Raw genomic sequence first — 22,952 nt, 5'->3', positions numbered from 1 at the left:
GCTCAGGCGATCGCGGCGGTGACGCGCTCCACGGCCTCGGCGATGGGGATCTCCTGACGGTCGCCGGAGGCGCGGTCGCGCAGCTCGGCGACCCCCTGGGCGAGCCCCCGCCCGACGACCAGGATGGTCGGCATGCCGAGCAGCTCGGCGTCCTTGAACTTCACCCCGGGCGAGACGCCGGGGCGGTCGTCGACCAGCACGCGCACGCCGCGCCCGGAGAGGTCCTCGGCGATCTGGAGGGCGACCTCCACCTGGTTCTCCTTGCCGGTCGCGACGATGTGCACGTCGGCCGGGGCGATCTCGCGGGGCCACACCAGGCCCAGCTCGTCGTGGCTCTGCTCGGTGATCACGGCCACCGCGCGCGAGACGCCGATGCCGTAGGAGCCCATGGTGATCCGGATCGGCTTGCCGTCGGGGCCGAGGGCGTCGAGCTGGGCGGCGTCGGCGTACTTGCGGCCGAGCTGGAAGATGTGCCCGATCTCGATGCCCCGGTCGATGGACAGATCCGAGCCGCAGCGCGGGCAGGGGTCGCCGGCCCGGATCTCGGCCGCCTCGATGGTGCCGTCGGGGAAGAAGTCGCGCCCGGCGACCACGCCCGCCGCGTGCTTGCCGGGCTCGTTGGCCCCGGTGACCCAGGAGGTGCCCGACACGACCCGGGGGTCGACCAGGTAGGTGATGCCGAGGTCCTTGAGCACCTGGGGGCCGATGTAGCCGCGGACCAGACCGGGGTGGCGCTCGAAGTCGGCCGCCTCGAAGATCTCTGGAACGCCCGGCGACAGCGCGGCCTCCAGGCGCTTGAAGTCGACCTCGCGGTCGCCCGGCACCCCGATGACCAGCACCTGGGCCTTGTCGGCGCCCGGGGTGCGGACCTTGACCACCACGTTCTTCAGGGTCTGGGCGGCCGTGACGCCCAGACCGTGGTGCTCGTTGACGTGGGCGACGAGCGACTCGATGGTGGGGGTGTCGGGGGTGTCGAGCACCCGCAGCGGCGGCTGCTCACCCGTGACGGCGGGCGGCGCGGGAGTGGTGACCGCCTCCGCGTTGGCCGCGTAGCCGCAGGAGTGGCAGGCGACATAGGCGTCTTCACCGGACTCGGCGGGGGCCAGGAACTCCTCGGAGGCCGAGCCGCCCATCGCCCCCGACACCGCGAAGCAGATGCGGTAGGAGATGCCCAGCCGGTCGAAGATGCGGATGTAGGCCTCGCGGTGCTGCTCGTAGGAGCGCTTGAGGCCGTCGTCGTCGAGGTCGAAGGAGTAGGAGTCCTTCATCACGAACTCGCGCCCGCGCAAGATGCCCGCCCGGGGCCTGGCCTCGTCGCGATACTTCGTCTGGATCTGGTACAGCGTGACCGGGAAGTCTTTGTAGGAGGAGAACTCGCCCTTCACCATGTCGGTGAACAGCTCCTCATGGGTGGGGCCGAGCAGGTAGTCGGCGCCCTTGCGGTCCTTCAGCCGGAACAGCGTGTCGCCGTACTCGGTCCAGCGGCCGGTGGCCTCGTAGTACTCGCGGGGCAGCAGCGCGGGGAACAGGACCTCCTGCCCGCCCATGCGGTCCATCTCCTCGCGGACCACGCGCGTGACGTTCTCCAGCACCTTCTTGCCGAGCGGCAGCCAGGAGTAGATGCCGGGGGCGACCCTGCGGACGTAGCCGGCGCGCACGAGCAGCTTGTGGCTCGGGACCTCCGCGTCTGCCGGGTCGTCCCGCAGGGTGCGAAGAAACAACGACGACATGCGCAGCAGCACGGTCACTCCCGGATCGATATCGAGCGGCCCATGGAACGGGCCGTTGAAGGTTTACAGGCTATCCGCTACGAAGGCGGAAGGAGCAGAATAACGACCGCGGGCAGGGCCAGCGTGACCGCCGTCGCGCGCAGCCGCCCGGCCGTCGTACGGCGCAGCAGCAGAACCATGATCACCACGACGACGGCGAGCACCGCCGCAGGCCACGGCCAGAAGCCGGGCACGTACTCCATCCACCCGGGGGCCGCCTTGTCCGCGCCGTCGGCCAGCAGGATCCCGCCGAGCACCCCGGCCAGGAGGTCCGCGCCCAGCCCCCTCCCCCGGGCCAGGTAGGCGGCCACGCCGTAGCAGAAGACGCTGGCCAGCAGCACGTTGACCTGGATGGCGCTGCCACCGCCCCAGGCGTCGGTGTCGTACCCCTCGACCATGAGCGTCCCGGCCATGGACGAGACCATCGGCGCGAGGGCCGCCAGCAGCGCGGACAGCGCGGCCCAGCCCAGGCCGGAGGCCGTCGCGCCGACGTAGACCGCCAGCAGGAAATACGCGTACGGGTTGAACAACGACTCCACGGCCCGGGCGGCGGCGTGCGTGACCAGCACCCCGAGCACCCCGAACACCAGACCGAGCACGAAGGAGAGCAGCAGGTGGCCGAGAATGCGCCGCTGGCCCCGGTCGTACTCGGCGAACACCGTACGGCCGGGCTCCCGATGATCGTGGACCGGCCGCCGGGACCGGCGCTCGCGTTCGTCCCCCATGGCCCCGAAGCTGCCCCCGCCCGGAGCGGCTAACCGCCGAGCAGTTCCTCCCAGGCGTGCCTGGCCTTGCGCGGGCGGGAGGTGTCGAGGGCCTCGGTGAGCCGCCACAGGCCCGGCCTGGCCCCCAGGCGGGCCCGCCCGAGGGGATCGACGGCGCGCAGCGCGAACCGCACGCCCATCACGTCGAGCGCGGCCGAGGCCCGCGAGGCCGGACCGGCCGCGGCGGCCAGCGGACCGGCGATCGCCGGGTCGCGCATCTGCTCGGCCAGCAGCGCTGCCACCTCGAAGGCGTAGAGGCCGTCGCGCCACTCGATGTGCCAGCTGTGGTCGGTGCCCCGCCACCACGCCAGCTCGCGGCAGGACTCCACCATCTCGGACTCCGCCGCCAGGGTCGCCAGCACCCGGCCGAGCGCCTCGTAGCGGCGGGCGCCCGGCGAGATCAAGTCGTCGTCGATCCCCGGCAGGGCGTTGGGGCCTTGCGGCGGCCCGGGACGCGATCCCCTCACATCTGGGAGCGTGCCACTCTTGGGGCGCCGTCCGCGCCCTCTTCGCCGTTTGTTCGCCCCTGAGCCCACGAGATCCAACTGTGATCGGGTAGGTCGGCTTCCCGCAAGCCTCCAGCCGCATTCGGGGGTAGTTTCGAAATGTCAGCCGTCACGGTGTTCCCCGCGTCACCCCGAAGGACGCCCTCATGCTCTGCATGCTCGCTGGGGAGGCCGCACGCAGGTTCGGTGGGCGCGCGGCGTTCGACACCGGGGGCTGCACGCTGTCCTTCGCCGAGCTCGACCGTCTCTCCGACGGCGTCGCGGCGGGCATGGCCCATCGCGGGGTGCGGATCGGCGATCTGGTGGCGCTCGTCCTTCCCGACGGCATCGAGTATCCGATCTGCTTCGTGGCCGCCGCCAAGCTGGGCGCGGTGGCGGCGGGGGTGCCGCCCGGCCGTCCGGGGGTGCTCCACGGGCTGGCCCCCACATTGGTCGTCACTGAGCGCGGGCTGCTGCCGCCGCTGCCCGGCCAGGACGTGGTGACGCTTCCCGGCGGCGGGTACGACGGGCGGGCGCGCGGGCCGTACGACCCCGGACGGCTGCGCGGCCTGCTGCGGGCCGAGTCTCCCCCGCCGCCGCTTCCGCCCGATCCGCGCCGTCCCGTGGCCGTGGTGTTCACACGCGGACGGCGCGGTCCGCCGCGCGGCGCGGTGTTCGCCGACGCGCAGCTGGAGGCGATCAGGGCGCACGGCGCCGGGTCGCGCTGGGGCACCGGCGACGCGAGGCTGGTGAACCGGCCGCTCACCCAGGTCGGCTTCACCACGAGGATCCCGGTGTTCTTGCAGACCGGCCGTACCGTGCACGTCCTGCCCCGGTGGGAGCCGGAGGCGGCGCTTCGGGTGATGGTGGACCACGGTCTCGGCGTGCTGCAGGGCACACCCGACCAGCTCGCCGCGGTGCTCGCGGTGGACGGCACGCCGCCGCCCGTCCGCCTGGTGCTGTCCAGCGGCGGCCCCGCACGGCCGGAGCTGGTGCGCGAGCTGCGGGAGCGGTTCGGCGCGCCGGTGTGCAACAGGTACATGTGCACGGAGGCGGGACTCGGCCTGGGCACCAGGCCGGAGGATCCGCCGGAGGACGCGGAGCACTCGGTGGGGCGGCCCCGGTCAGGCGTCGCCCTCTCGGTACGCGACCCCGCCGGACGGCCGGTGCCCGAGGGCGGCGTCGGCGAGGTGCTGTTGCGTTCCAACGCGGTGATGGCCGGATATCGCGGCGATCCCGTGGCGTCGTCGCGGGTCATCGCCCGCGACGGATACGTTCGGACCGGTGACATGGGATTTATCGATCAAGGTGGCCGGTTGCGTCTGGTCGCGACGGGAGACCTTGACGCAGAATCGCGAACATGACCAGCCTGTTGTTGTAGCGGGTCGCCAGGACCCGGGACGAGGAGGCGGACGTGCCGTTGCGCGTGGCGATCGTTGGGTCGGGGCCCGCAGGCATCTACACGGCCGAGGCGCTGGGGAAGCAGGCGGGCGAACCGGTCGAGGTCGATGTCCTCGAACGGCTGCCCACGCCGTACGGACTGGTCAGATACGGTGTGGCGCCCGACCACACCTCGATCAAGTCGATCGCCGGATACCTGCGCAGGGTGCTGGAGGCGCCCGGGATCCGCTTCCTCGGCGGCGTGGAGCTGGGCCGTCACGTGACCGTCGACGACCTGCGCGCCTGCTATGACGCCGTGGTGTACTGCACCGGCGCGATGGTCGACCGCCGCATGGGCATCCCCGGCGAGGACCTCCCCGGCAGTGTGGCCGCCACCGACTTCGTGAACTGGTACTGCGGGCACCCCGACGTCCCCGCCGACGCCTTCACCCTCGACAGCTCAGAGGTCGCGGTGATCGGCGTCGGCAACGTCGCGGTGGACGTCGTGCGCGTCCTGGCCAAGACGGCGGAGGAACTGAGCGCCACCGACGTGCCGGAGAACGTCCTGGCCGCGCTCGCGGAGAGCCAGGTCAAGGCGATCCACATGATCGGCAGGCGCGGGCCCGAGCACGCCAAGTTCACCCTGAAGGAACTCCGCGAACTGGGCGAACTGGGCAACGCCGACGTCTGCGTGCGCTCCGAGGAGGCCGGCGACAGCGACGTCAGCGGGCTGTCGCGGCAGATCAAGGGCAATGTCGAGGTGCTGCGCGGCTGGGCGGCGCGGCCGCCGATAGGCCGGCCCCGGCGGCTCGACGTGCGGTTCTGGCTGCGGCCGGTGGAGATCCTCGGCGCCGAGCGCGTGGAGGGCATCAGGCTGGAGCGCACCGCGCTGTCGGAGGGCAGGGTCGTGGGCACCGGCGTGTTCGAGACGATCCCGGTCGGCATGGTGCTGCGCTCGGTGGGCTACCGGAGCGTCCCGCTGCCGGGCGTGCCGTTCGACGAGTCCACCTCGACCGTGCCCAACGCCGAGGGACGGATCTCCCACGGCCAGTACGTCGCCGGGTGGCTCAAGCGCGGCCCCACCGGGGTGATCGGCACCAACAAGTCCGACGCGGCGGAGACCGTCCGCACGCTGCTCGCCGACCTGGCGGCCGAACCCGGCGCCGGGCCCGCACGCACGCTCGACGACGTCCTCACCGAGCGCGGGGTCCGCCCGATCACCTACGACGAGTGGCTGCGGATCGAGGGCGCCGAGGCCGAGCTGGCCCGCACGCTGGGCCGGGGCGAGCGGGTCAAGCTGGTCGGGCTGGCCGCGATGCTGGCCGCCGCGGGCGTCGGCGAGCGGGCGTCGTCCTGATGCGGGTGACGCTCACCGATCCGGCGGCGCTGATCCCCGGCTTCGCGCGGGCGTACGCCGAGCAGCGGGCCGGGGAGCGGGCCGCGCGAGAGCCCGCCTGGCAGCCGTCGCACACCGTCTACGTGCCCGCCGACGCCTTCGGGCCCGAGACCGCCGCCCGGTGGGCCGCCACCGCGTCGGCCCTGCTGGCGGCGTACCTGCGCTCGCCGGGGGCGCTGGCGGGCGTGTTCGAGGTGGACTCCCCCGCGCTGGCGGCCGAGGTGCACCGGCGCGTGGTGGCCAAGCTGTCCGGCGGACGCACGGTGGAGGACCTCCGGATCGACTTCGAGGACGGCTACGGCGAGCGCGCCCCCGACGAGGAGGACGCCCACGCCGAGGCCGCCGCCCGGTCGGTGGCGGAGATGCACGCGGCGGGAACCCTCCCCCGGCGCTGGGGGCTGCGGGTGAAGTCGTTCGCCGACGGCGACCCCGGCCGGGCCGTGCGCACGCTCGACGGTTTCCTGACCACGCTGACCACCCTGGCGGGCGGGCTCCCTCGCGGGTTCCGGGTGACGTTCCCGAAGGTGGTCATGGAGGAGTACCTCGGCCAGTTCGCGACGTGCCTTTCCGCGCTGGAGGAGGGCCTCGGGCTGCCGCCCGGCGCGCTGCCCCTGGAGATGCAGGTCGAAGACCCCCGCACGCTGCCGTTCCTGCGGCCCGGCCTGGTGGAGACGGCGCGCGGGCGCCTGGCGGCGGCGCACTTCGGGGTGTTCGACTACACGGCGGCGTGCGGGCTGGCGCCGCACGAGCAGCGGCTCGACCATCCGGCGTGCGACCACGCCAGGCACGCGATGCTGGCGGCGTTCGCCGGTACGTCCGTGGAACTGGCGGACGGCTCGCTGGCCGCCGCGCCCGCGAGCGAGTCGGCCTCGGACGTGCGGGCTCTGTGGAGGCGTCATGCCGAGGTCGTGCGGCACTCCCTCGCGCACGGCTACTACCAGGGCTGGGATATGCACCCGGCGCACCTGGTAAGCCGTTTCGTCACCACCTACGCCTTTCATCTGGAACATCGGGACCGCTACGCCTCGCGGGTGGCGGCCTTCGTGGAACGGCGCGCGACGGGCGACGGCGCGCTCGATGAGCCCGCCACCGTGCGGACCCTCACGGCCGCTCTGGCGCGCGCCGGTCACGCCCTGGGTGACTGACACCGGCCCGCGCCTCGCGGGGCGGCTGGGGGGCGCTCAGCGCCCGTCGACCAGCGCCCGCCAGCGGCGCACGAGCTCGGGGTCCACGGGATCGGTCCATGATCCGCGGACGGCGGTGCCGACGTGGAAGGCCCGGACGCCGTAGTCCACGAGCGCGGGCACGTGCTCGGGCCGCAGCCCACCGCCCGCCATGATCAACCCGGCGTCTCCCGCCCCTGCCCGCGCGCGCAGGACGCCCAGGCCGTCGGCGACCCCCGTGGGGGCCCCGGCGGTCAGGACGGTGGCCAGGTTGGGCAGCAGGCGCACGGCCCGCCAGGCCGCCTGGACGTCGGCGGCACGGTCCACAGCGCGATGGAACGTCCACGGGAGCGGCGCGACGGCGTGGATCATCGCCTCGGTGGCGGCGAGGTCGACGGCCCCGTCATTGTCGAGGAAGCCGAACACGAACCCCGCGGCCCCGGCGTCGGCGAGGGCCCGCGCGGTCGCGCGCAGGCCCTTCACCTCCTCGTCGGTCACCGTGAAGCCCGGGCCGGGCCGCAGCATCACCATCTGCGGGAGCGCGCACTCCTTGGCGATGGCCGCGACCGTCTCGGCCGCCGGGGTGAGCCCGTCGGACGCCATGTCGGCGACGACCTCCAGGCGGTCGGCGCCGCCTTGCTCGGCGGCGACGGCGTCGCGCGTGTCCAGCGCGATCACCTCAAGCAGGGCTCCGGTCATGGATCGAGGCTATCGGGTGTGTTTTGCGATCAGTACGCCTTGCACCCCCAAAATCGGGACTTCAGCGGGTTGCCGCAGCGTGCGGGGCCGATCGCCACTCAGGAGCCGAGCGTGGCGACCGGCATCGGGAGCTACGCGGGGACCGGGGACGGCCTGCGGGGGGCCGTCCGGTCCAGGAGCCGGACGCGGGGTGCGCCCGTCGTGAGTCCCGCCCGGCGCTGGAACAACGCGCCGGAGGCTCGGTGCGGCAGGTCCACCGTCCGCAGGTGCGTGAACGAGCGGGCGCGGTAGTAGGCCTGCAGGCCGCGATTGCCCTTGGCACAGTCCAGGCGGAGCCAGCGCCGCCCCTCGTCGAGGACCACGCCGCCCGCCCAGTCGAGCAGCGCCTCTCCGACGCCCATACCGGCCACGTCGCGGGACACGGCCAGCTTGTGCACGTACAGGGCGTCGGCGGGGGCGTCGGCGGGGGTCCAGAACTCGGGGTCGGCGAAGCCGTCCACCGCGACGACGGCCACCTGGGCGCGCCGTCCCGGACGTCCGGCGATGTCGGCGATGTAGAGCACGCCCTGCTCGATGAGCGGCTCGATGCGCTCCGGGCCGAAGCCGCCGCGCGGCCACTGGCGGACGCCCCGGTGGTGCAGCCACTCGGCGGCCTCGGCGAGCAGCCCGAGCGCGGCCTGGAGGTCGCCGCCGCCCGCGCGGCGGAGGGTGAGGGTCTGGGGGGACAGGAGGAGGTCGGCGTTCATGGAGCGTCCCTTCGTTGCGATGGGTGGTTGGATGAACACGAATCGTGCCTGACTCATGGCACGCGGAAATGGCGGTACAAATCGGGATTTTTGGGAAGTATCTAGCACCGCGTCGGCGAGATCGCCGCGCGGTGGACGGTGCCGCGATAGATCAGCGGCGTTCCAGCTCGTACCGGATCAGATGCTTGTCCGCGGGCAACACGGAAACGGCCACACGGACCGGCGCACCGTCGGGGTCGTATCCGACCCGGACGTATTCCACGACCGGAGTGCCCGGCTCCAGTTCGAGTCGCATGCTCTCGGCAGGCGTCGGCATCCGCGCGGAGATGTCGTCCACCACTCGCACCTGCGGGTGCCCGAGCTCTTCCAGCACCAGGTTCGCCCCGCGCGTGATGTCGGCGGGCCGCACGATCTCGGAGTCGGAGACCATGGCCTGAGGGAAGTAGGAGTCGTTCGTGTTGTACGGCTGGCCGTCCACGAACCGCAGCCGCCGCCGTACCACGGCCAGCCCGCCGTCGGGCAGCTCCAGCCGGATGGCGACGTCCTCGGGAGGCTCGACGATCGACACCTCGATGACCTGGCTCGGCTCGCGGCCCTCCTGGGACACGGCGAACCCGAACGCCTCACGTGGCGCGCTGGCCGGCTGCGGCTGAAGCTCGCGCTGCGGATACATCAGCAGGGGCCTGCGGTCGCGGACGATGCTCCCGCGCCGGGGCGTCCGGCTGATGAGCCCTTCGTTGACGAGCTCACCGAGCGCGAGCCTGACCGTATTGCGGCTCACGCCGTAGGAGCCCATGAGGTCGGCCTCGGTCGGAAGCTGGTCCCCGGGACCGAGGTCACCGGAGTAGATGGCCCTCCGTAGTTCAGAGGCCACCTGCTGGTACAGCGTCGACCGCGCCACATTCACCCCTTTTGTGCCAACGAATCTAGACGATCTGGTTCTAGTTTGAAACTCAGCTCTTGACCGCGCCCCCCTTTGAGCCCCATCATCCAAACGTTGGTACAAAACCATCGAAAGGTCGGCGAGGGGGTGACGGCCGGTGCTGTCGGTCCGTGCGGGTACGCCCAACCTGCCCTGGCGCGATCCCCGCGAGGCAACGCGTCTACTGCGCTATGCGTTGCACCGCCAAGGGTTCACCCACACCTACCAGAGCAACGGGAACGGCATGTCCGTGCTTTCGGTTCTCACCGAGCTGACCGTGTGGTGCAAAGACGGGATGTTCGTCTGGAGTGAAGACGGGCAGGAAGTCGTTCATCCTGCGGACGACCCCGTCGGGGCGGCAAACCTCATAGCTGGTCGGTACCGACGGCCGGGATCCTCCGAGGAGACTCGATCCCCCCACCGTCTCCGGTCGCGACCCAACGGCCTAGGACCTCATCCCTCGCCGGGGTTCTAACGCCGTCGCGTCCGGAAAGGGAGGTGTCCTGGCGGGTCCCCCACGCCCGCCAGGGCACCCTCCCACCCTCGCCCTTTACACCCAAGGGCCCCACCCTTTACTCCCCCTGTGGATCCCCGCGCCCATACGCCGAGCGCCGGGCCGCCCCACGCCCCCAACGGCCCTCGCGTTCACCCGACGCTCGCGCCCGGCCGGTCGTTTGGACATCCTCAGAGGAACGGGCAGCCATCTCCCGGACAGCCCACCGGCACGGGAATGATCTTGGGCGCTAGCGGATCTGACCTTGCGCTCATTTGGCCCATTCCAACTGGGCCTCGCCCAGACGTAGGCCGTATTCGAGGGTGATCCGCCCGTACACCGAGAGGTTGTCCTCACGGTTTTCGAGGAACTCCCGGAGACTTTCCAGCCGCTCCAACCGCCTACTGGCATGCTCGGCCCGGTCGTCGCCCTCGTCCTGGTCGTCGTCGACCGCAGGGCGGGCAAGGCCCGGGACGAGATGGTCATCGAGTGGGCGCGCGACAGCGCGCATCCCAGCGGGACCAACGGCAGGACGCACCCGCGGTACCGGCAGACGGCGGTACGGAAGGCGTTGGCGAGGGCCAACGGCGGCGGGCATCAGGGGACGGCAGGGCGAGGGGTGTACTGCGGTGCGGCACCGGGAGCGCAGTGCTGCGTTATGGCACGTGGCGGCGCTCACGTCTGGGTGCCGGCGACTGGGCATGGGGGTGCGGGCCGGAGGTCTGGAGGGAGCCCGGCCCGCGTGGGTGCCGCAGGGGTGGGGGTTGGTCAGTCGACCGAGAAGTTCACGCTGACGCTGCCGTCCTTGGCGTTGGCGACGGTGCCGTTGATGTTGTTGACGTTGGTGGAGCCGGCGCCGCCGATCGCGCTGGTGGTCATCCGTCCGAAGAGGTTGCCGGAGTGGACCGCGTGGTCGTTGGCCGTCCAGTTGGTCCAGGCGTCCGCGTGGGCGGGCGCCGCGAGCAGCGCGGCAGCCGTCGCCGCGCCCAGGACGGTGGTGGTGACGCACAGCTTCTTGATCACTTGGTCTCCTTCGCGGTGTGACGCGGGCCGGTCGGCGACCGCCGAGGACAGGCCGGCCCGGTGCGAACCGAGACATGACCTTGACATCGCACTTGACCGCCCCGTTCATCTCAAGGTCAATTGCATACCGATGATATAGCCATGGGTGACTGAAGCATGGCTCTCGGTAACCAGAATTTACCTTTAGAGAACGGTCACTCCACGATCTCCCAGGATGGCGGCGGCCTGGTCCTGGCCGATCATCGCGCCGCGCAGTGCCCGCAGTCTGGTGTCGTCGACCTCGCCGAGGTCTGCCCCGCGCAGGTCGGCGCCCTGGAACTTGGTCTCGACCAGGCGGGTGCCGATCAGGCGGCTGCGGATGAACACCGCGTCGGTGAAGTCGCAGCCCGACAGGTTGGCCTCGTCCAGCCGGACGTCCTCGATCAACTGGGCCCGCAGGGAGCAGCCGGTCACGTCGGCGAGCGCGAGGTTGCTGCCGCTGAAGCGGTAGCCGTTGCCCCGCGCGCCGGAAAGGACCGCCCCGATCATGCGGCAGCCGGTGAAGACCACATCGGTGATCAGGGAGTTGCGGAACGAGGCGGTCGACAGGTCGACGTCGGTGAACACCGCGTCGACCAGCTCGCCGTCGTCGAACCGCACGCCCTGGCCGCCGCCGCCCGAGAAGCGCGCGCCGTCAAGGTCGGCGCCCCGGAAGTCGGCCTTGTCGAGGGTGCACCCCTCGAACACCGCCTCCAGCAGGGACAACCGCCGGAGGTCGGCGTGGGAGAGGTCGCACTCGTGGAACACGTGCGGACCCTCGTCAGGCAGTCGCTCGGCCAGGGACGCGTTGGAGAGATCCTCCGACTCGAATCGCATGCCGAGATTCAACCAGCGGGCACGGACAATACGCCGGGCACCTTCCCGTCGAGGTGACCACAGAGGACCTCCGCGGCGGCGATGCCGCAGACGCGGGCGGAACCGTGAGTGGCGATGTGCACCGCACCCAGGTCGCGCCGTCCGGGCAGCCCCATCTCCACCACGACGGAGTCGGGGCGCGCCGCGAGCAGGTGGCCGAGCGCCGCCATCTGCCACTCGTGGCGATGGGCGTCGCGCACCACGAGCACCATGGGACGATCACCCGCCTCCGCCAGCACGGCCTCGACCGCACCCCCGGTGACGGTCGAGGCCGTCAGCCTCGTGGCGGTGGTGCCGGGGAGCAGCTCCGCGAGCGGGCCGCCGATCCCCCAGGGGGTGCTCTTGTCGATCGCCATGTTCATCTCGGGGGCGAACTCCACCACCAGCGCGGGACCGCGCAGCGGGAAGCCGGTGTCGGCGGCGCGGCGGGTCACCTGGAGGGCGCGGCGGGCGGCTTGCAGCCCGAGGGGGGCTCCGTCGAGGCTCGCGCCGGAGGCATCGCCATTGGAGGCGCCAATGGCACCGGTGACGCCGATGGACCAGGCCGCCAGCTCGCGCACCCTGCGCGCGGCCTCGGCGAGGCGTTCCTCGCACAGCCGTCCTTCGATCACCGCGTCGGCGATCGCGTCCCTGGCCTCTTCGGCGGTCTTCTCGTCGGCGTGCTCGCCACCGATGCAGATGGCGTCCGCGCCGGCGGCGATGGCCATGGCGGACGCTCCGCCGATGCCGTACGGGCCGGACACGGCGGACATCTCGATGGCGTCGGTGACCACCAGGCCGGTGAAGCCCAGTTCGTCACGGAGCAGCCCGGTCAGCACGCTGTGGCTGAGCGTCGAGGGACGCTCCGGGTCCAAGGCCGGGACGAGCAGGTGGCCGGTCATCACCGCGCGCACGCCCGCCTCGATGGCCGCCCTGAACGGCAGCAGCGGGACCTTCCACAGTTCCTCTACCGTCCCGCTCACGTACGGCACGGCGTGGTGGGAGTCGACCGAGGTGTCACCGTGCCCCGGATAGTGCTTGGCGCACGCCGCCACCCCCGCCGACTGCATCCCGCGGACCGCGGCCACGGTGTGCCTGGCCACCAGTTCGGGATCGGCTCCGAAGGAGCGCAGTCCGATCACCGGGTTGTCGGGGTTGGAGTTGACGTCGGCGGAGGGCGCGAAGTTGATCGTCACCCCCGCCGCGGCGAGGTCTCGCCCCAGGTCACGGGCGATCGCCTCGGTCAGCTCGACGTCGTCCACGACGCCGAGGGCGAAGCTGCCTGGCCGGGTGCTGCCGCCCGTGACCTCCAGCCGGGTGACCTCACCGGACTCCTCGTCGATGCCGACCAGCGCGTCCGGCTTCTCCGCGCGCAGGGCGGCGGTCAGTGCCGCGACCTGCTCGGGGTCGCGAATGTTCCTGGAGAACAGCACCACCCCCGCCAGGCCGTCGCCGAGCCGGCGTCTCAGCCAGTCGGGGGGCGTGGTTCCGGTGAACCCCGGAAGGAGGACCTCATCGGCCAGGCGAAGCAGCTCGTGGTCGCGTCGGCTCATGCGTCACCGCTCTTGGGCATGACCGACAATCTAATAGGAAACTTTCCTAATTGCTAGTGGGCTGATCATGCGATTTCATACTCGACTCATATGTCGAGCCGTTTGAGGCGGTCTCCCTCGACCCCGAAGACCGCCGCCGTCCCCATGGGCGCGCCGGGGCGATCGACGAATTCCACCGTCCGGTACGCCACTTCGAACCCTTCTGGTCCCGCCTTCCCCTCCAGATGACCCCGATGGCCGTCGTGGAAGCGGATATGGGCGTTGGCCGCGAGGATCGCCGCGTTGTCCGTACCGGGCGGCGCGCTGCTGACCGAACTGGTCACGAACTCCACGCCGACCGGCCTGGCGGAGTCGTCGCCGAGGTCGCAGGCCCAGTGGTTGTGGACGTCGCCGCCCAGCACCACCAGTCCCCCGCCCCCTGTGTCCAGGATGCGCGCCCGCTGGGCGGGGAAGGCGTCCCAGGCGTCGTCGCTGAGCGAGCCGTCTGGGAACATCCGCCGTCCGAAGAACAGCGGCTGGACCAGCACCTTCCAGCGGGCGGAGGAGTCGCGCAGCCGTCCGGTCAGCCACTCCTCCTGGGCGCGGCCGAGCATGTCCCCGGGCTCGCGGTGCTGGCGTCCGTCCAGCAGCAGGAAGTCGGCGATCGCGCCGTAGGGGCGCCAGCGGTACATCCGCAGGCCGTTGCCGACCGGGCGCACCCGCAGCGGGAAGTGCTCGTAGTACGCCTTGTAGGCCGCCGCCCGGCGGCGCAGGAAGGCGCCCGGGTCGGTGCCGTCGCCCGGCAGGCCGCCCGCGTAGTTCTCACGCACCTCGTGGTCGTCCCACACGGGCAGCCACGGGGCCGCCGCGTGGGCGGCCCGCAGGTCGGGGTCGGTGCGGTAGCGGGCGTAGCGGTTGCGGTAGTCGTGCAGGCTCCGGCAGGACCGCTCGGGCGGTTCCAGCGGCCTGACGTACCGCCCCGGCTGCGGGACGGCGGGCTTGCCGCCCTCGTAGATGTAGTCGCCCAGGTGCAGCACGACGTCGGGCCCGGCCTCGGCGATGTGCCGCAGCGCGGTGAAGTGGCCGTGCTCGTAGCGCTGGCAGGAGGCGACCGCGAACCTGACGGGGTCGCGCGACTCCCGGGCGGGCGCGGTCCTGGTACGGCCGACCGCGCTCATCTCGTTGTTCTTGAACGGCGCCGAGACCGTGAACCGGTAGTAGTAGTCGGCGGCCGGGCGCAGGCCGTCCACCTTGACGTGCACGCTGTGCGCCCACGCGTGCTGGGCCTGGGCGGTGCCGCTCGCGGCGATCCTGGTGAACCGCTGGTCCTCCGCGACCTGCCAGCGCACCGGGACCGGCCGCTCGGACATGCCGCCGGGCCGGGCCGGGTCCAGCCCGAACGGATCGGGCGCGAGCCGCGTCCAGATGATCACGCTGTCGGGCGCGGGCTCCCCCGACGCCACGCCCAGAGTGAAGGGATAACCGAGGTTCGCCATGGAACGATCGTGGCGGAGGTAGGGGTGGGATGCGCTGAGTTCAACTGGAGTGTTGGGTCACCAGTACATAAATGATGAATTGCGGTGATATACCCCGCTCAGCCTGGCCAGCGCGCGATCCCGTATCGTGAACAAGCGATTGGCCCAGGGCCCATAATGGGGACTCGTGAACACGGGTAAGGCGACCCCCGTCTCGGAGCGCCGCGATCACCTCGTCCGGCTGGCCGCCGAGATCTTCGCGCGCAAGGGATTCCAGGCGACGACGGTCCGCGAGATCGCGCAGGAGGCCGGCATCCACTCGGGCAGCCTCTACCATCACTTCGACTCCAAAGAGAGCATCGTCGACCAGGTGCTCTCCCGCTTCCTCGACGACCTCATCGGCCGTTACCGCGCCGCGCTGTCCCACGGCGGCGACCCCCGGGCGGTGCTGTCGGCGATGATCCACATCGGGTTCGCCGCCCTTGAGCCGCACCGCGCGGCGATCATGGTGATGCAGAACGACTGGGGCTACCTGCGCTCCCTGCCAGGCGACCGCTTCGACTACTTGGTCAGGGCCGAGGACGAGGTCGAGCGCATGTGGGTCGAGCAGATCCGCGACGGCCAGGCCAGGGGCCAGCTCCGCTCCGACGTCGATCCCAAGCTCACCTACCGCACCATCCGCGACACGATGTGGGTGGCCGTGCGGTGGTTCCGCCCCGACGGCCGGCTCGACACCGACGGCCTGGCCGAGCACTACATCACGGTGCTGTTCGACGGCCTGTCCACGGGAGAGCGGACCAGCCAGCGCGTATGAGCAGCCTGCACGAAGCCGTACGCCGCGCGCTCGCCGACATCGCCGAACCCGCCAAGGCCAAGACCATGCGCGCGTACATGAAGTCCGACATGCCTTTCCTCGGCGTTCAGGCGGTGCCGCGCCGGGCCGCGCTGCGCCGGGTCTTCGCCGAGCACCGGATCCTCGCCGCCCCCGAGTGGCGCAAGACCTCCCTGGCCATCTGGCGCGCGGCCGAGTACCGCGAGGAGCGCTACGCCGCCATCGAGCTGACCGGCTTCCGCTTCTACAGGCCCTGGCAGACCCTCTACACGCTGCCGATGTACGAGGAGATGATCGTCACCGGCGCCTGGTGGGACTTCGTGGACGACCTCGCCGTCCACCGCGTCGGCGGCCTGCTCACGGCCTACCCGGACAGCATGCGCCCGCTGATGCTGGAGTGGTCGCGCGGCGACGACCTGTGGAAGCGCCGCACCTCGATCCTGTGCCAGAACCGCTTCCGCGAGCGCACCGACCTCGGCCTGCTCTACGCCTGCATCGAGCCCAGCCTGTCCGACACCGACTTCTTCGCCCGCAAGGCGATCGGCTGGGCGCTGCGCGAGTACGCCAAGGTAGACCCGCGTGAGGTCGTCCGCTACGTCGACCACAAGGGGATCAGCGGCCTGAGCCGCCGCGAGGCGCTGCGCAACGTGCCGGGAGGCTGACCGGGCGGGCGCCCCGCTACTTGACGGCGCCCGCCGTCAGGCCCGCCTGGATCTGCCGCTGGAAGACCGTGTAGACCACCAGCATCGGCAGGATCGCCATGCTGAGCGCGGCGAACAGCGCCGCCCAGTCGGCGTCGTAGCCGGCCGCCGTGGAGATGTCCGCGATGCCCTGGGTGAGCACCCACTTGTCCTTGGCGCCCGCCAGCAGCACCAGCGGGATCTGGTACTGGTTCCACTGGCCGAGGATGTTGAACACGGTGATGCTCACGATCCCCGGCCGGGCCATCGGCAGCATGATCCGGAAGAAGACCCGGCTGTGCGACGCGCCGTCCACGAACGCCGCCTCGGCCACCGCGGTCGGCAGCGTGCGGAAGAACGCGGCCAGGAAGAACACCGTGAAGGGCAGCGAGTAGGCGATGTAGACCAAGATCAGCCCGACGTGCGAGTTCAGGCCCAGGAACGGCCCGATGACCGGCACCCGGCCCATGTTCTGCACCACGAAGAACAGCGGCGTCAGCGCCAGGTAGACCGGGAAGGCAAGCCCGGAGACGAACAGCAGGTAGAGCGCCTTGCTGCCGCGGAACCGGTAGCGCGAGAGCACATAGGCGGCCATCGACCCGAACAGCATCGTGCCGAGCACCCCGAAGAACACCACGACGATGCTGTTGATCATGTACTGGCCGATCTGGGCCTGCTCCCAGGCCCTGGCCCAGTTGTCGAAGCGCAGCGCGGCGGGCAGCGACCAGGCGTCGCCGAAGATCTCGTCCTCGGTCTTGACCGAGGCCAGGAAGGTCCACACGATCGGCACCGCGACGAGGACCGTCCAGACGAGCAGGGCCACGTGCGACAGGGCGGCCATCGGGCCGATACGGGCCCGGCGTTCCTCCTTCGCCCGGCGGCGAGAGAAGGGCAGACTGTCAGAAACCACGATTGACCCCTAGAACTCGATCCGCTCGCGTCGCGACAGGCGCAGGGCGATCGCCGCGAAGCCGACGGTGAAGAAGAAGAGCACCACGCCCATGGCGGAGGCGTAGCCGAACTTGAAGTACTGGAAGGCGTTGCGGTAGATCTCCGCGGCCATGACGGTGGTGGACGAGTCGGGACCGCCGTGCTCGGCGGTCATCACCCACACCACCGCGAAGACGTCGAGCGCCGCGATGCCCAGGTAGATCCAGCCGACCTGGATGGTGTCCCACAGCAGCGGCAGCGTCACGCGGAAGAAGAGCGCCAGGCGCCCCGCCCCGTCGATGGCCGCCGCCTCGAACATGTCCTTCGGCACGGAGGCCATGCCCGCGGAGAACAGCACCACGTAGAACCCGACGGCCTGCCAGACCAGCACTCCGAGCACCGACCAGAAGGCGAAGTCCGGATCGGACAGGAAGCCCACCGGCTCCAGGCCGAGGGCGAGCAGCGGCGCGTTCAGCATGCCGCTGCGGTCCGGACGGAACACCTGCTGGAACAGCACCGCGACGATGGCGACCGCGAGGACCTGGGGGAAGAAGAACACCACCCGGTAGAACTTCGACCCCCAGATCCCGGTGACGCCCGACTTCCCGCCGACGTTGAGCAGGAAGGCGAAGAACAGCGCGATGCCGATGGTCAGCACCGGCATGAGCACCAGCAGGACGGCGTTGTGCCCCACGGCCTTCCAGAAGACGGAGTCCTCCAGTAGTCGCCGGAAGTTCTCCAGCCCGATGAACCGGGGGCTGGCGTTGACGCCCCGCCAGTCGGTCAGCGCGATGTAGAACGCCTGGGCGTAGGGCGCGATCACGTAGATCACGTAGAGCAGCAACGGGATCGCGAGGAACCCGGCGATGAAACGCGTCCTGTGGAATCTCATGTCAATCTCTCATCACGCGCGCGTGAACTTCTGGACGGAGGAGTCGCCCTTGATGTCCGCGGCCTTCTTCTGGATCCGCTCGATCCACTTGTCCACGGTCAGCCGGCCGTTCATGAGCTGACCGGTCGCCGCCGCCACCTCGTCGTGCATGGGCAGGTACCACTGGCGGAAGCGGAAGTAGGTGGTGTTGTCACCGGCGGCGGCCAGCATGCCGGTGGCCGACTGCAGGCCGGGAGTGAGCTGCGCCCCCTCGGCCGCGCCCTTGACCACGGACGGCGTGCTGACCAGTTGCACGAACTTGCCCGCCGCCTCCTTGGAGAGCATGGCCCGCATGTACTCGACCCCGGCCAGCGGGTTCGCCGACCTGGCCGCGACCATGAAGTCCTCGCCCGGCCGGGCGTGCACGGCGCCGTACGGCAGCGCGTCGGAGGAGGTGAAGTCGGGCAGCGGGAAGACCCCGTAGTCGAACCCGGCGGGGGTGGTGTCCTTCTGCTCGTTCTCCAGCCACACCCCGCAGGGCAGGATGGCCACCTTGCCCTTGTTCTGCGCGGTCTGGGTTTGGATGTGGTCCAGGCCCGCCGTGCCGGGCATCAGGTACTTCGCCCCGATCTCGGCGAATGCGGTGGCGGCCTGCTTGATCGGCTCGACCTGCCATGCCCCGTCTTCGAGGTTGTCGATGTTCTTCAGGACGTCCTTGCCGCCGATCTTCGCGGCCAGCGTCAGGATCGTCTCGTAGATGTAGAAGGGGTGCTTGCCCGCGTACGTGAACGGGGCGGTCTTGCCGGACTTCTTGATGGTGTCGAGCAGCCCGGTGAACTCGTCCCACGTCTTGGGGGCGGTGGTCCAGCCCTCCTCCTTGAACAGCTTCCGGGAGTACCACATCCCCCACACGCCCATGGTGTAGGCCATGACCTGGAACTTGCCGCCGAAGGTGCCCCACTCGACCATGCCGCTCAGCACGCTGTCGCGGACCTTCACGTTGGGGTCGTCCCAGCTCGGCGCGTCCAGCAGCGGGGCGAGGTCGTAGAGCTGGTTGTCCTGCACCAGCGCGCCGACGTCCATCGCGTTGGCGCCGGAGTTGTGGATCACCTCGGGCGGGTTGCCGCCCGCCAGCCGGGGCTGGAGGGTCTTGGCGATCTCCTTGGTCGCGGTGTGCTTGATCTCGACCTTGGGGTGCTTGACCCGGAACAGCGGCTGGTGGATGTCGGTCAGGTACTTGTCGCCGAAACCGCCGTCGAAGATCACGATCTCGAAGGGCTTGTCCTCGGCGATGCCCAGCGGGTTGTTCGCGCTCTTGGCCCCCGACACCGGGGGCTGGGAGGCGGCCGGTCCGCCCGCCGGGGTGGCGCACGAGGCCAGGGCGCCGGCCGCGGGCAGCAGCAGGCCCGCGAGCGCGGCCTTCTTCAGCAGCTCGCGCCGGGTGAAGGGGGTTTGTGCCATGGTGAGGTCCCTCCTGGTGATGATGTCGAACCGGGTCGGTTCAGGCGCCCCGGCGGATCCGCCCGGCGTAGCGGGCCTCCAGCGCGCGGTTGTGCTCGTCGCCGCCGGCCATGTTGGCCGACAGGTACATGGGCGGGGTCTCGCCGGCCTCGACCAGCTCCCGGACGACCTCGGCCACCACCATCTGCGCCAGCAGCGCGGAGGTGATCGTCGAGACCGCCCCGAAGGCGGCGCCGCCGGGCAGCGGCAGGACGGAGTCGCCGTACGGGGCCCCGTTGTCGAGCACCACGTCGGCCAGGTCGAGCAGTTTGCGCCCGGACGGGTGGCGCGAGGGCATCGTGGTGCTGTGTTGCACGGAGGTCAGCGCGATCAGCTTGTGACCGCGATCGCGGACGATGTGGGCCATCTCCACCACGGAGCCGTTCACGCCCGAGCTGGAGATCAGCACGAAGACGTCCTCCGGGCGGACGGGGGCCAGGTCGTAGACGCGCCGGGCGATCGACGGGTCGCGTTCCAGGTCGCCCGGGTTGCCCTCGGTGAGCACGCTCGCGGGCTCACCGCCGTACACGACGACGTCGCGCAGCGCGAGGCGGTTGGACGGCACCAGCCCGCCCGCGCGCCCGGCGATCTCCATGGCGATTGCCTCGGAGTGGCCGGACCCGAACGCGTTGACGACGCCTCCGGCGCGCAGTGACGCGGTGACGAGCGCCGCGGCCTCGCGCACCGGCCCGGCCTGCGCCTGCGCGACCTCGTCGACCAGCTTCTCGATCCGCTGGACGTAGGTGGCTGCGCCGATGTCCAAGATCCCCTCAACCCCTCTCGACCCGGTGGCTCTCGACCGCGTTGATGGTCAGCTCGTAGGCGTCCTTGGACCGCTCGTAGGTGCGCTGGGCCACGGCCAGGTAGACCGCGTCGAGCACGAAGAGCTGGGAGTGGACCGCCGCCAGCCCGCCGGGCCGGAACTTCTCGGTGGTACGGCCGGCCGTGGTGAGCACCAAATCCGACAGCTCGGCCAGCGGTGAACGCGCGAACGAGGTGACCGCGACGAGCGTCGCGCCGTGCGCGCCCGCCTCGGCCAGGGCCTCCAGCACCTCCCTGGTGCGGCCCCGGTGCGAGATGCCGATCGCGACGTCCTCGGCTCCGAGGAGCGACGCGTCGGAGAGTGCCTCGTGGGCGTCGGTGTGGCTCCAGCAGGAGACGCTTATCCGGCGCAGCCGGGCCTCCAGCATCCCGGCCACCGCGCCGCTGATCGAGACGCCGAACAGCAGCACCCGCCTGGCGGCCACGATGGCGTCGGCCACCTTGGCCACCATCTCGGTGTCGAGCTGGGCCGCCGTCTCCTGGATCAGCCGCGCGTCGGAGGCCGCCATCACCTCGATCGCGGTCTCCAGCGGGTCGGTGGGACCGATGTCCCTGCCCACGCCCGCGCCCCAGTTGGCCTGGGCCGCGCGCCCCGTCTCGGTGGCCAGACTGACCCGCAACTCGGCGTACCCGGCGAAGCCGAAGACCCGGCAGAACCTGGTCACGGTCGCTGGGGAACTGCCACTCCGCTCGGCGAGCGCGATGATCGTCGAGCGTGCCGCCTCGCCTGGATCGGCGAGGATCCGCTCTCCCACCCTGCGCAGCGCCTCGGGCAGACCGGGCAGCTCCGTCTGGATGCGTCCGAGCACCCCTCCGGCCACAATCATTCCTTTCACCCAAAACATGGTTGGATGAAAATTATTCTTGCGTTGGCCAGGAGTCAAGTCCCAGGATGTGAACATGGTGATCGAACCGGTCGTGCTTGGCATCGACGCAGGTGGCACGGCGACTCGCGCGGTCGTCGCGGCCCTCGACGGGGCCCGGTTCGCACGGGGCCGGGCGGGCGGCGGAAACCCCATCGCGCACGGGGTCGCGGCGGCCTGCGCCGCACTCTCTCACGCCGCCGCCCAGGCGCTGCGCGGCTACGCCGAGGCGCTCGGCGAGACCGGTGTGCCGCGAGTGGTCGCCGGGACGGCGGCCGTGGCCGGGGACGGCCCGCTGCGCCACGGCGAGGGCCGCGCCGCCTTCGAACGGGTCTGGTACGACCTGGGGATCGAGGCCGAGGTCCGCTGCGCCAAGGACGTGGCGGTGGCGTTCGCGGCGGGCACCGCCGAGGCGTCCGGCAGCGTCCTGCTGGCGGGCACCGGGGCCGTCGCCGCCGCCATCGCGGACCGCCGCCTGGCCGGGGTCGCGGACGGCCTCGGCTGGCTGCTCGGCGACCACGGATCCGGTTACTGGCTGGGCCGCGAGGCCGCCGCCAAGGCGGTCGCCGACCTCACGCGGGGCGTGCCGTCCGGGCCGCTCACGCGGCTGATCACCGGCGCGCTGATCGGGGAGTCCGAGGCGGGCGGCAGAGACCTCGCGATGCTGATCATCAGGCACGCGCAGGGCCGCCCGCCGCTGGAGCTGTCGCGCCTCGCGCCGCTGGTCAACAGGGCCGCCGAGGAGGGCGATCCGGGTGCCGCCGAGATCGTGGCCGAGGCGGCCCGGCTGCTCGTGGAGACCGTGTCCGAGGTGCGCCCTGCGGGGGCGCGCGAGCCGATCGTGCTCGCGGGCAGCGTGCTGACCAGCCGGGGGCCGGTACGGCGGGCCGTATGCGACCTGCTGCGCGAACGCTGGGACGCGTCCGTGAGCGTCGCCGGAGACGGGGCAGGGGCGGCGGCCTGGCTGGCCGCCCTCGACCTGCTCGGCGAGGACGCCGCACCGCCGCACGGCACCTTCACCGGCCGCCCGGAAGTTGGCTAGCGATACTATCCAATAATGCGGATATCCGAGCTGAGCGCCGAGTCCCAGGTGCCCATTCCCACGATCAAGTACTACCTGCGTGAGGGACTCCTGCCGCAGGGCGAGCAGACCTCGGCCACCCGCGCCGTCTACGGCGAGGCCCATGTCCGCAGGCTCCGGCTGATCCGCGCGCTGATCGAGGTCGGGCGCCTCCCGCTGGCCGCGATCCGCAAGATCGTGGCCGCCGTCGAGGACGAGAGCCTGCCCGTCCACGACATGCTCGGCACCGCGCAGTACGCGCTCAGCCCGGGGGCCGACCCCGATCCCGACGCCGAGGCGTGGCGGGAGGCCAGGAAGCGGGCCTCGGCGCTGATGTCGGAGCTGGGCTGGCGGGTCACCGAGAAGGCCCCCACCCTCGACGAGCTCGCCCAGACCATCCTGTCGCTGGAGCGGCTGGGCATGCCCGCCGACGCCGAGGCGCTGCGCCCCTACGCGCTGGCCGCGCGGGAGCTGGTCACCGGGGAGGAGCTGCCACGGGTGCCGTTCGACGGGCCCCGCGACGCCGCGGTGGAGCATCTGGTGATCGGCACCGTGCTGTACGGCCGGGCCTTCGACGCGCTGCGCCGCCTCGCCCACGAGTCGGAGTCGGGACGGCTGCTCGGCGAGACCTGCCGCGGTGGCCTGCCAGGCGAGCCCGGGTAGCCGCGCCGCCG

The 22,952-nt window shown here is 71.4% G+C and carries 23 protein-coding genes; 7 read left to right on the top strand and 16 right to left on the bottom strand.

All coding sequences use genetic code 11. From position 1 onward, the window contains the following. Positions 1–2: 2 nt before the first annotated feature. The 3 genes from P3X83_RS15355 to P3X83_RS15345 all read right to left on the bottom strand — a co-directional run bounded on the left by P3X83_RS15355 (position 3) and on the right by P3X83_RS15345 (position 3,000). A complete protein-coding gene (locus P3X83_RS15355) occupies positions 3–1,742 on the bottom strand; it encodes a proline--tRNA ligase (RefSeq protein WP_277305906.1) in 1,740 nt (579 codons plus the stop codon). 65 nt (positions 1,743–1,807) lie between these two features. Beyond that, positions 1,808–2,494: a hypothetical protein gene (locus tag P3X83_RS15350; protein WP_277305726.1), complete on the bottom strand. Its 687-nt coding sequence runs from the start codon at positions 2,492–2,494 to the stop codon at positions 1,808–1,810. Positions 2,495–2,523: 29 nt separating this feature from the next. Then, entirely contained in the window at positions 2,524–3,000 is a 477-nt protein-coding gene (locus tag P3X83_RS15345; protein WP_277305725.1) for a hypothetical protein, read from the bottom strand. A 185-nt stretch (positions 3,001–3,185) separates the two neighbouring features. On the opposite strand from P3X83_RS15345, the gene P3X83_RS15340 reads away from it, so the two are divergent. Genes P3X83_RS15340 through P3X83_RS15330 form a run of 3 tightly spaced genes read left to right on the top strand, consistent with a single transcriptional unit; the run spans position 3,186 to position 6,939 of the window. After that, entirely contained in the window at positions 3,186–4,382 is a 1,197-nt protein-coding gene (locus P3X83_RS15340) for a class I adenylate-forming enzyme family protein (protein WP_277305724.1), read from the top strand. Between the two features lie 50 nt (positions 4,383–4,432). Continuing rightward, positions 4,433–5,755 carry an FAD-dependent oxidoreductase gene (locus P3X83_RS15335; RefSeq protein ID WP_277305722.1) on the top strand — a complete coding sequence of 441 codons (1,323 nt, stop codon included), beginning with the start codon at positions 4,433–4,435 and terminating at the stop codon, positions 5,753–5,755. Further along, positions 5,755–6,939, top strand: a complete 1,185-nt coding sequence (locus P3X83_RS15330; protein WP_277305721.1) for an aldolase — start codon at positions 5,755–5,757, stop codon at positions 6,937–6,939. Before P3X83_RS15335 ends, P3X83_RS15330 begins: the two co-directional genes overlap by 1 nt. 36 nt (positions 6,940–6,975) lie before the next feature. On the opposite strand, the gene P3X83_RS15325 is transcribed toward P3X83_RS15330, so the two are convergent. The 8 genes from P3X83_RS15325 to P3X83_RS15290 all read right to left on the bottom strand — a co-directional run bounded on the left by P3X83_RS15325 (position 6,976) and on the right by P3X83_RS15290 (position 14,741). Further along, complete coding sequence (locus P3X83_RS15325; protein ID WP_277305720.1) at positions 6,976–7,656, bottom strand: copper homeostasis protein CutC; 681 nt, start codon at positions 7,654–7,656, stop codon at positions 6,976–6,978. 131 nt (positions 7,657–7,787) lie between these two features. Continuing rightward, positions 7,788–8,402, bottom strand: a complete 615-nt coding sequence (locus P3X83_RS15320) for a GNAT family N-acetyltransferase (protein ID WP_277305718.1) — start codon at positions 8,400–8,402, stop codon at positions 7,788–7,790. Between the two features lie 151 nt (positions 8,403–8,553). After that, complete coding sequence (locus P3X83_RS15315) at positions 8,554–9,303, bottom strand: GntR family transcriptional regulator (RefSeq protein WP_277305717.1); 750 nt, start codon at positions 9,301–9,303, stop codon at positions 8,554–8,556. Positions 9,304–10,088: 785 nt separating this feature from the next. Beyond that, positions 10,089–10,328: a hypothetical protein gene (locus tag P3X83_RS15310; protein WP_277305716.1), complete on the bottom strand. Its 240-nt coding sequence runs from the start codon at positions 10,326–10,328 to the stop codon at positions 10,089–10,091. A 257-nt stretch (positions 10,329–10,585) separates the two neighbouring features. Then, positions 10,586–10,840: a hypothetical protein gene (locus P3X83_RS15305; protein ID WP_277305715.1), complete on the bottom strand. Its 255-nt coding sequence runs from the start codon at positions 10,838–10,840 to the stop codon at positions 10,586–10,588. A 183-nt stretch (positions 10,841–11,023) separates the two neighbouring features. Beyond that, positions 11,024–11,695 (bottom strand): pentapeptide repeat-containing protein, encoded by a 672-nt coding sequence (locus P3X83_RS15300; RefSeq protein WP_277305714.1) that lies wholly within the window; start codon positions 11,693–11,695, stop codon positions 11,024–11,026. Between the two features lie 8 nt (positions 11,696–11,703). Further along, positions 11,704–13,266, bottom strand: coding sequence for a glycoside hydrolase family 3 N-terminal domain-containing protein (locus P3X83_RS15295; RefSeq protein ID WP_277305713.1), 1,563 nt, complete (start codon positions 13,264–13,266; stop codon positions 11,704–11,706). Positions 13,267–13,352: 86 nt separating this feature from the next. Further along, positions 13,353–14,741 carry an alkaline phosphatase D family protein gene (locus P3X83_RS15290; protein WP_277305712.1) on the bottom strand — a complete coding sequence of 463 codons (1,389 nt, stop codon included), beginning with the start codon at positions 14,739–14,741 and terminating at the stop codon, positions 13,353–13,355. Positions 14,742–14,907: 166 nt separating this feature from the next. Here P3X83_RS15290 and P3X83_RS15285 point away from each other — a divergent pair, with 166 nt between their 5' ends. Both P3X83_RS15285 and P3X83_RS15280 read left to right on the top strand, forming a co-directional pair. Further along, on the top strand, positions 14,908–15,534 hold the full coding sequence (locus tag P3X83_RS15285; protein ID WP_277305711.1) for a TetR/AcrR family transcriptional regulator: 627 nt from the start codon (positions 14,908–14,910) through the stop codon (positions 15,532–15,534). After that, positions 15,531–16,214: a DNA alkylation repair protein gene (locus tag P3X83_RS15280; protein WP_277305710.1), complete on the top strand. Its 684-nt coding sequence runs from the start codon at positions 15,531–15,533 to the stop codon at positions 16,212–16,214. Before P3X83_RS15285 ends, P3X83_RS15280 begins: the two co-directional genes overlap by 4 nt. Before the next feature lie 16 nt (positions 16,215–16,230). On the opposite strand, the gene P3X83_RS15275 is transcribed toward P3X83_RS15280, so the two are convergent. The 5 genes from P3X83_RS15275 to P3X83_RS15255 are packed head-to-tail and all read right to left on the bottom strand — an operon-like array spanning position 16,231 to position 21,182. After that, the gene (locus P3X83_RS15275; protein ID WP_277305709.1) at positions 16,231–17,142 is read right to left on the bottom strand and encodes a carbohydrate ABC transporter permease; all 912 of its coding nucleotides are present in this window, start codon (positions 17,140–17,142) and stop codon (positions 16,231–16,233) included. Positions 17,143–17,151: 9 nt separating this feature from the next. Beyond that, a complete protein-coding gene (locus P3X83_RS15270) occupies positions 17,152–18,054 on the bottom strand; it encodes a sugar ABC transporter permease (RefSeq protein ID WP_277305708.1) in 903 nt (300 codons plus the stop codon). Positions 18,055–18,066: 12 nt separating this feature from the next. Beyond that, a complete protein-coding gene (gene ngcE, locus P3X83_RS15265; RefSeq protein ID WP_277305707.1) occupies positions 18,067–19,494 on the bottom strand; it encodes an N-acetylglucosamine/diacetylchitobiose ABC transporter substrate-binding protein in 1,428 nt (475 codons plus the stop codon). A gap of 40 nt (positions 19,495–19,534) precedes the next feature. Continuing rightward, positions 19,535–20,296: an SIS domain-containing protein gene (locus tag P3X83_RS15260; protein ID WP_277305706.1), complete on the bottom strand. Its 762-nt coding sequence runs from the start codon at positions 20,294–20,296 to the stop codon at positions 19,535–19,537. Positions 20,297–20,303: 7 nt separating this feature from the next. Next, positions 20,304–21,182, bottom strand: a complete 879-nt coding sequence (locus P3X83_RS15255) for a MurR/RpiR family transcriptional regulator (protein ID WP_277305905.1) — start codon at positions 21,180–21,182, stop codon at positions 20,304–20,306. 73 nt (positions 21,183–21,255) lie between these two features. Between P3X83_RS15255 and P3X83_RS15250 the strand changes: the two genes are divergently transcribed. Together P3X83_RS15250 and P3X83_RS15245 are read left to right on the top strand one after the other, a co-directional pair. Then, positions 21,256–22,260, top strand: coding sequence for a BadF/BadG/BcrA/BcrD ATPase family protein (locus P3X83_RS15250; RefSeq protein WP_277305705.1), 1,005 nt, complete (start codon positions 21,256–21,258; stop codon positions 22,258–22,260). Between the two features lie 15 nt (positions 22,261–22,275). Beyond that, positions 22,276–22,941 carry a MerR family transcriptional regulator gene (locus P3X83_RS15245; protein ID WP_277305704.1) on the top strand — a complete coding sequence of 222 codons (666 nt, stop codon included), beginning with the start codon at positions 22,276–22,278 and terminating at the stop codon, positions 22,939–22,941. Positions 22,942–22,952: the final 11 nt, after the last annotated feature.

The sequence above is a fragment of the Spongiactinospora sp. TRM90649 genome, from assembly GCF_029382225.1.
Classification (GTDB): Bacteria; Actinomycetota; Actinomycetes; order Streptosporangiales; family Streptosporangiaceae; genus Spongiactinospora.
This window is presented reverse-complemented; position numbering and strand designations above follow the sequence as displayed.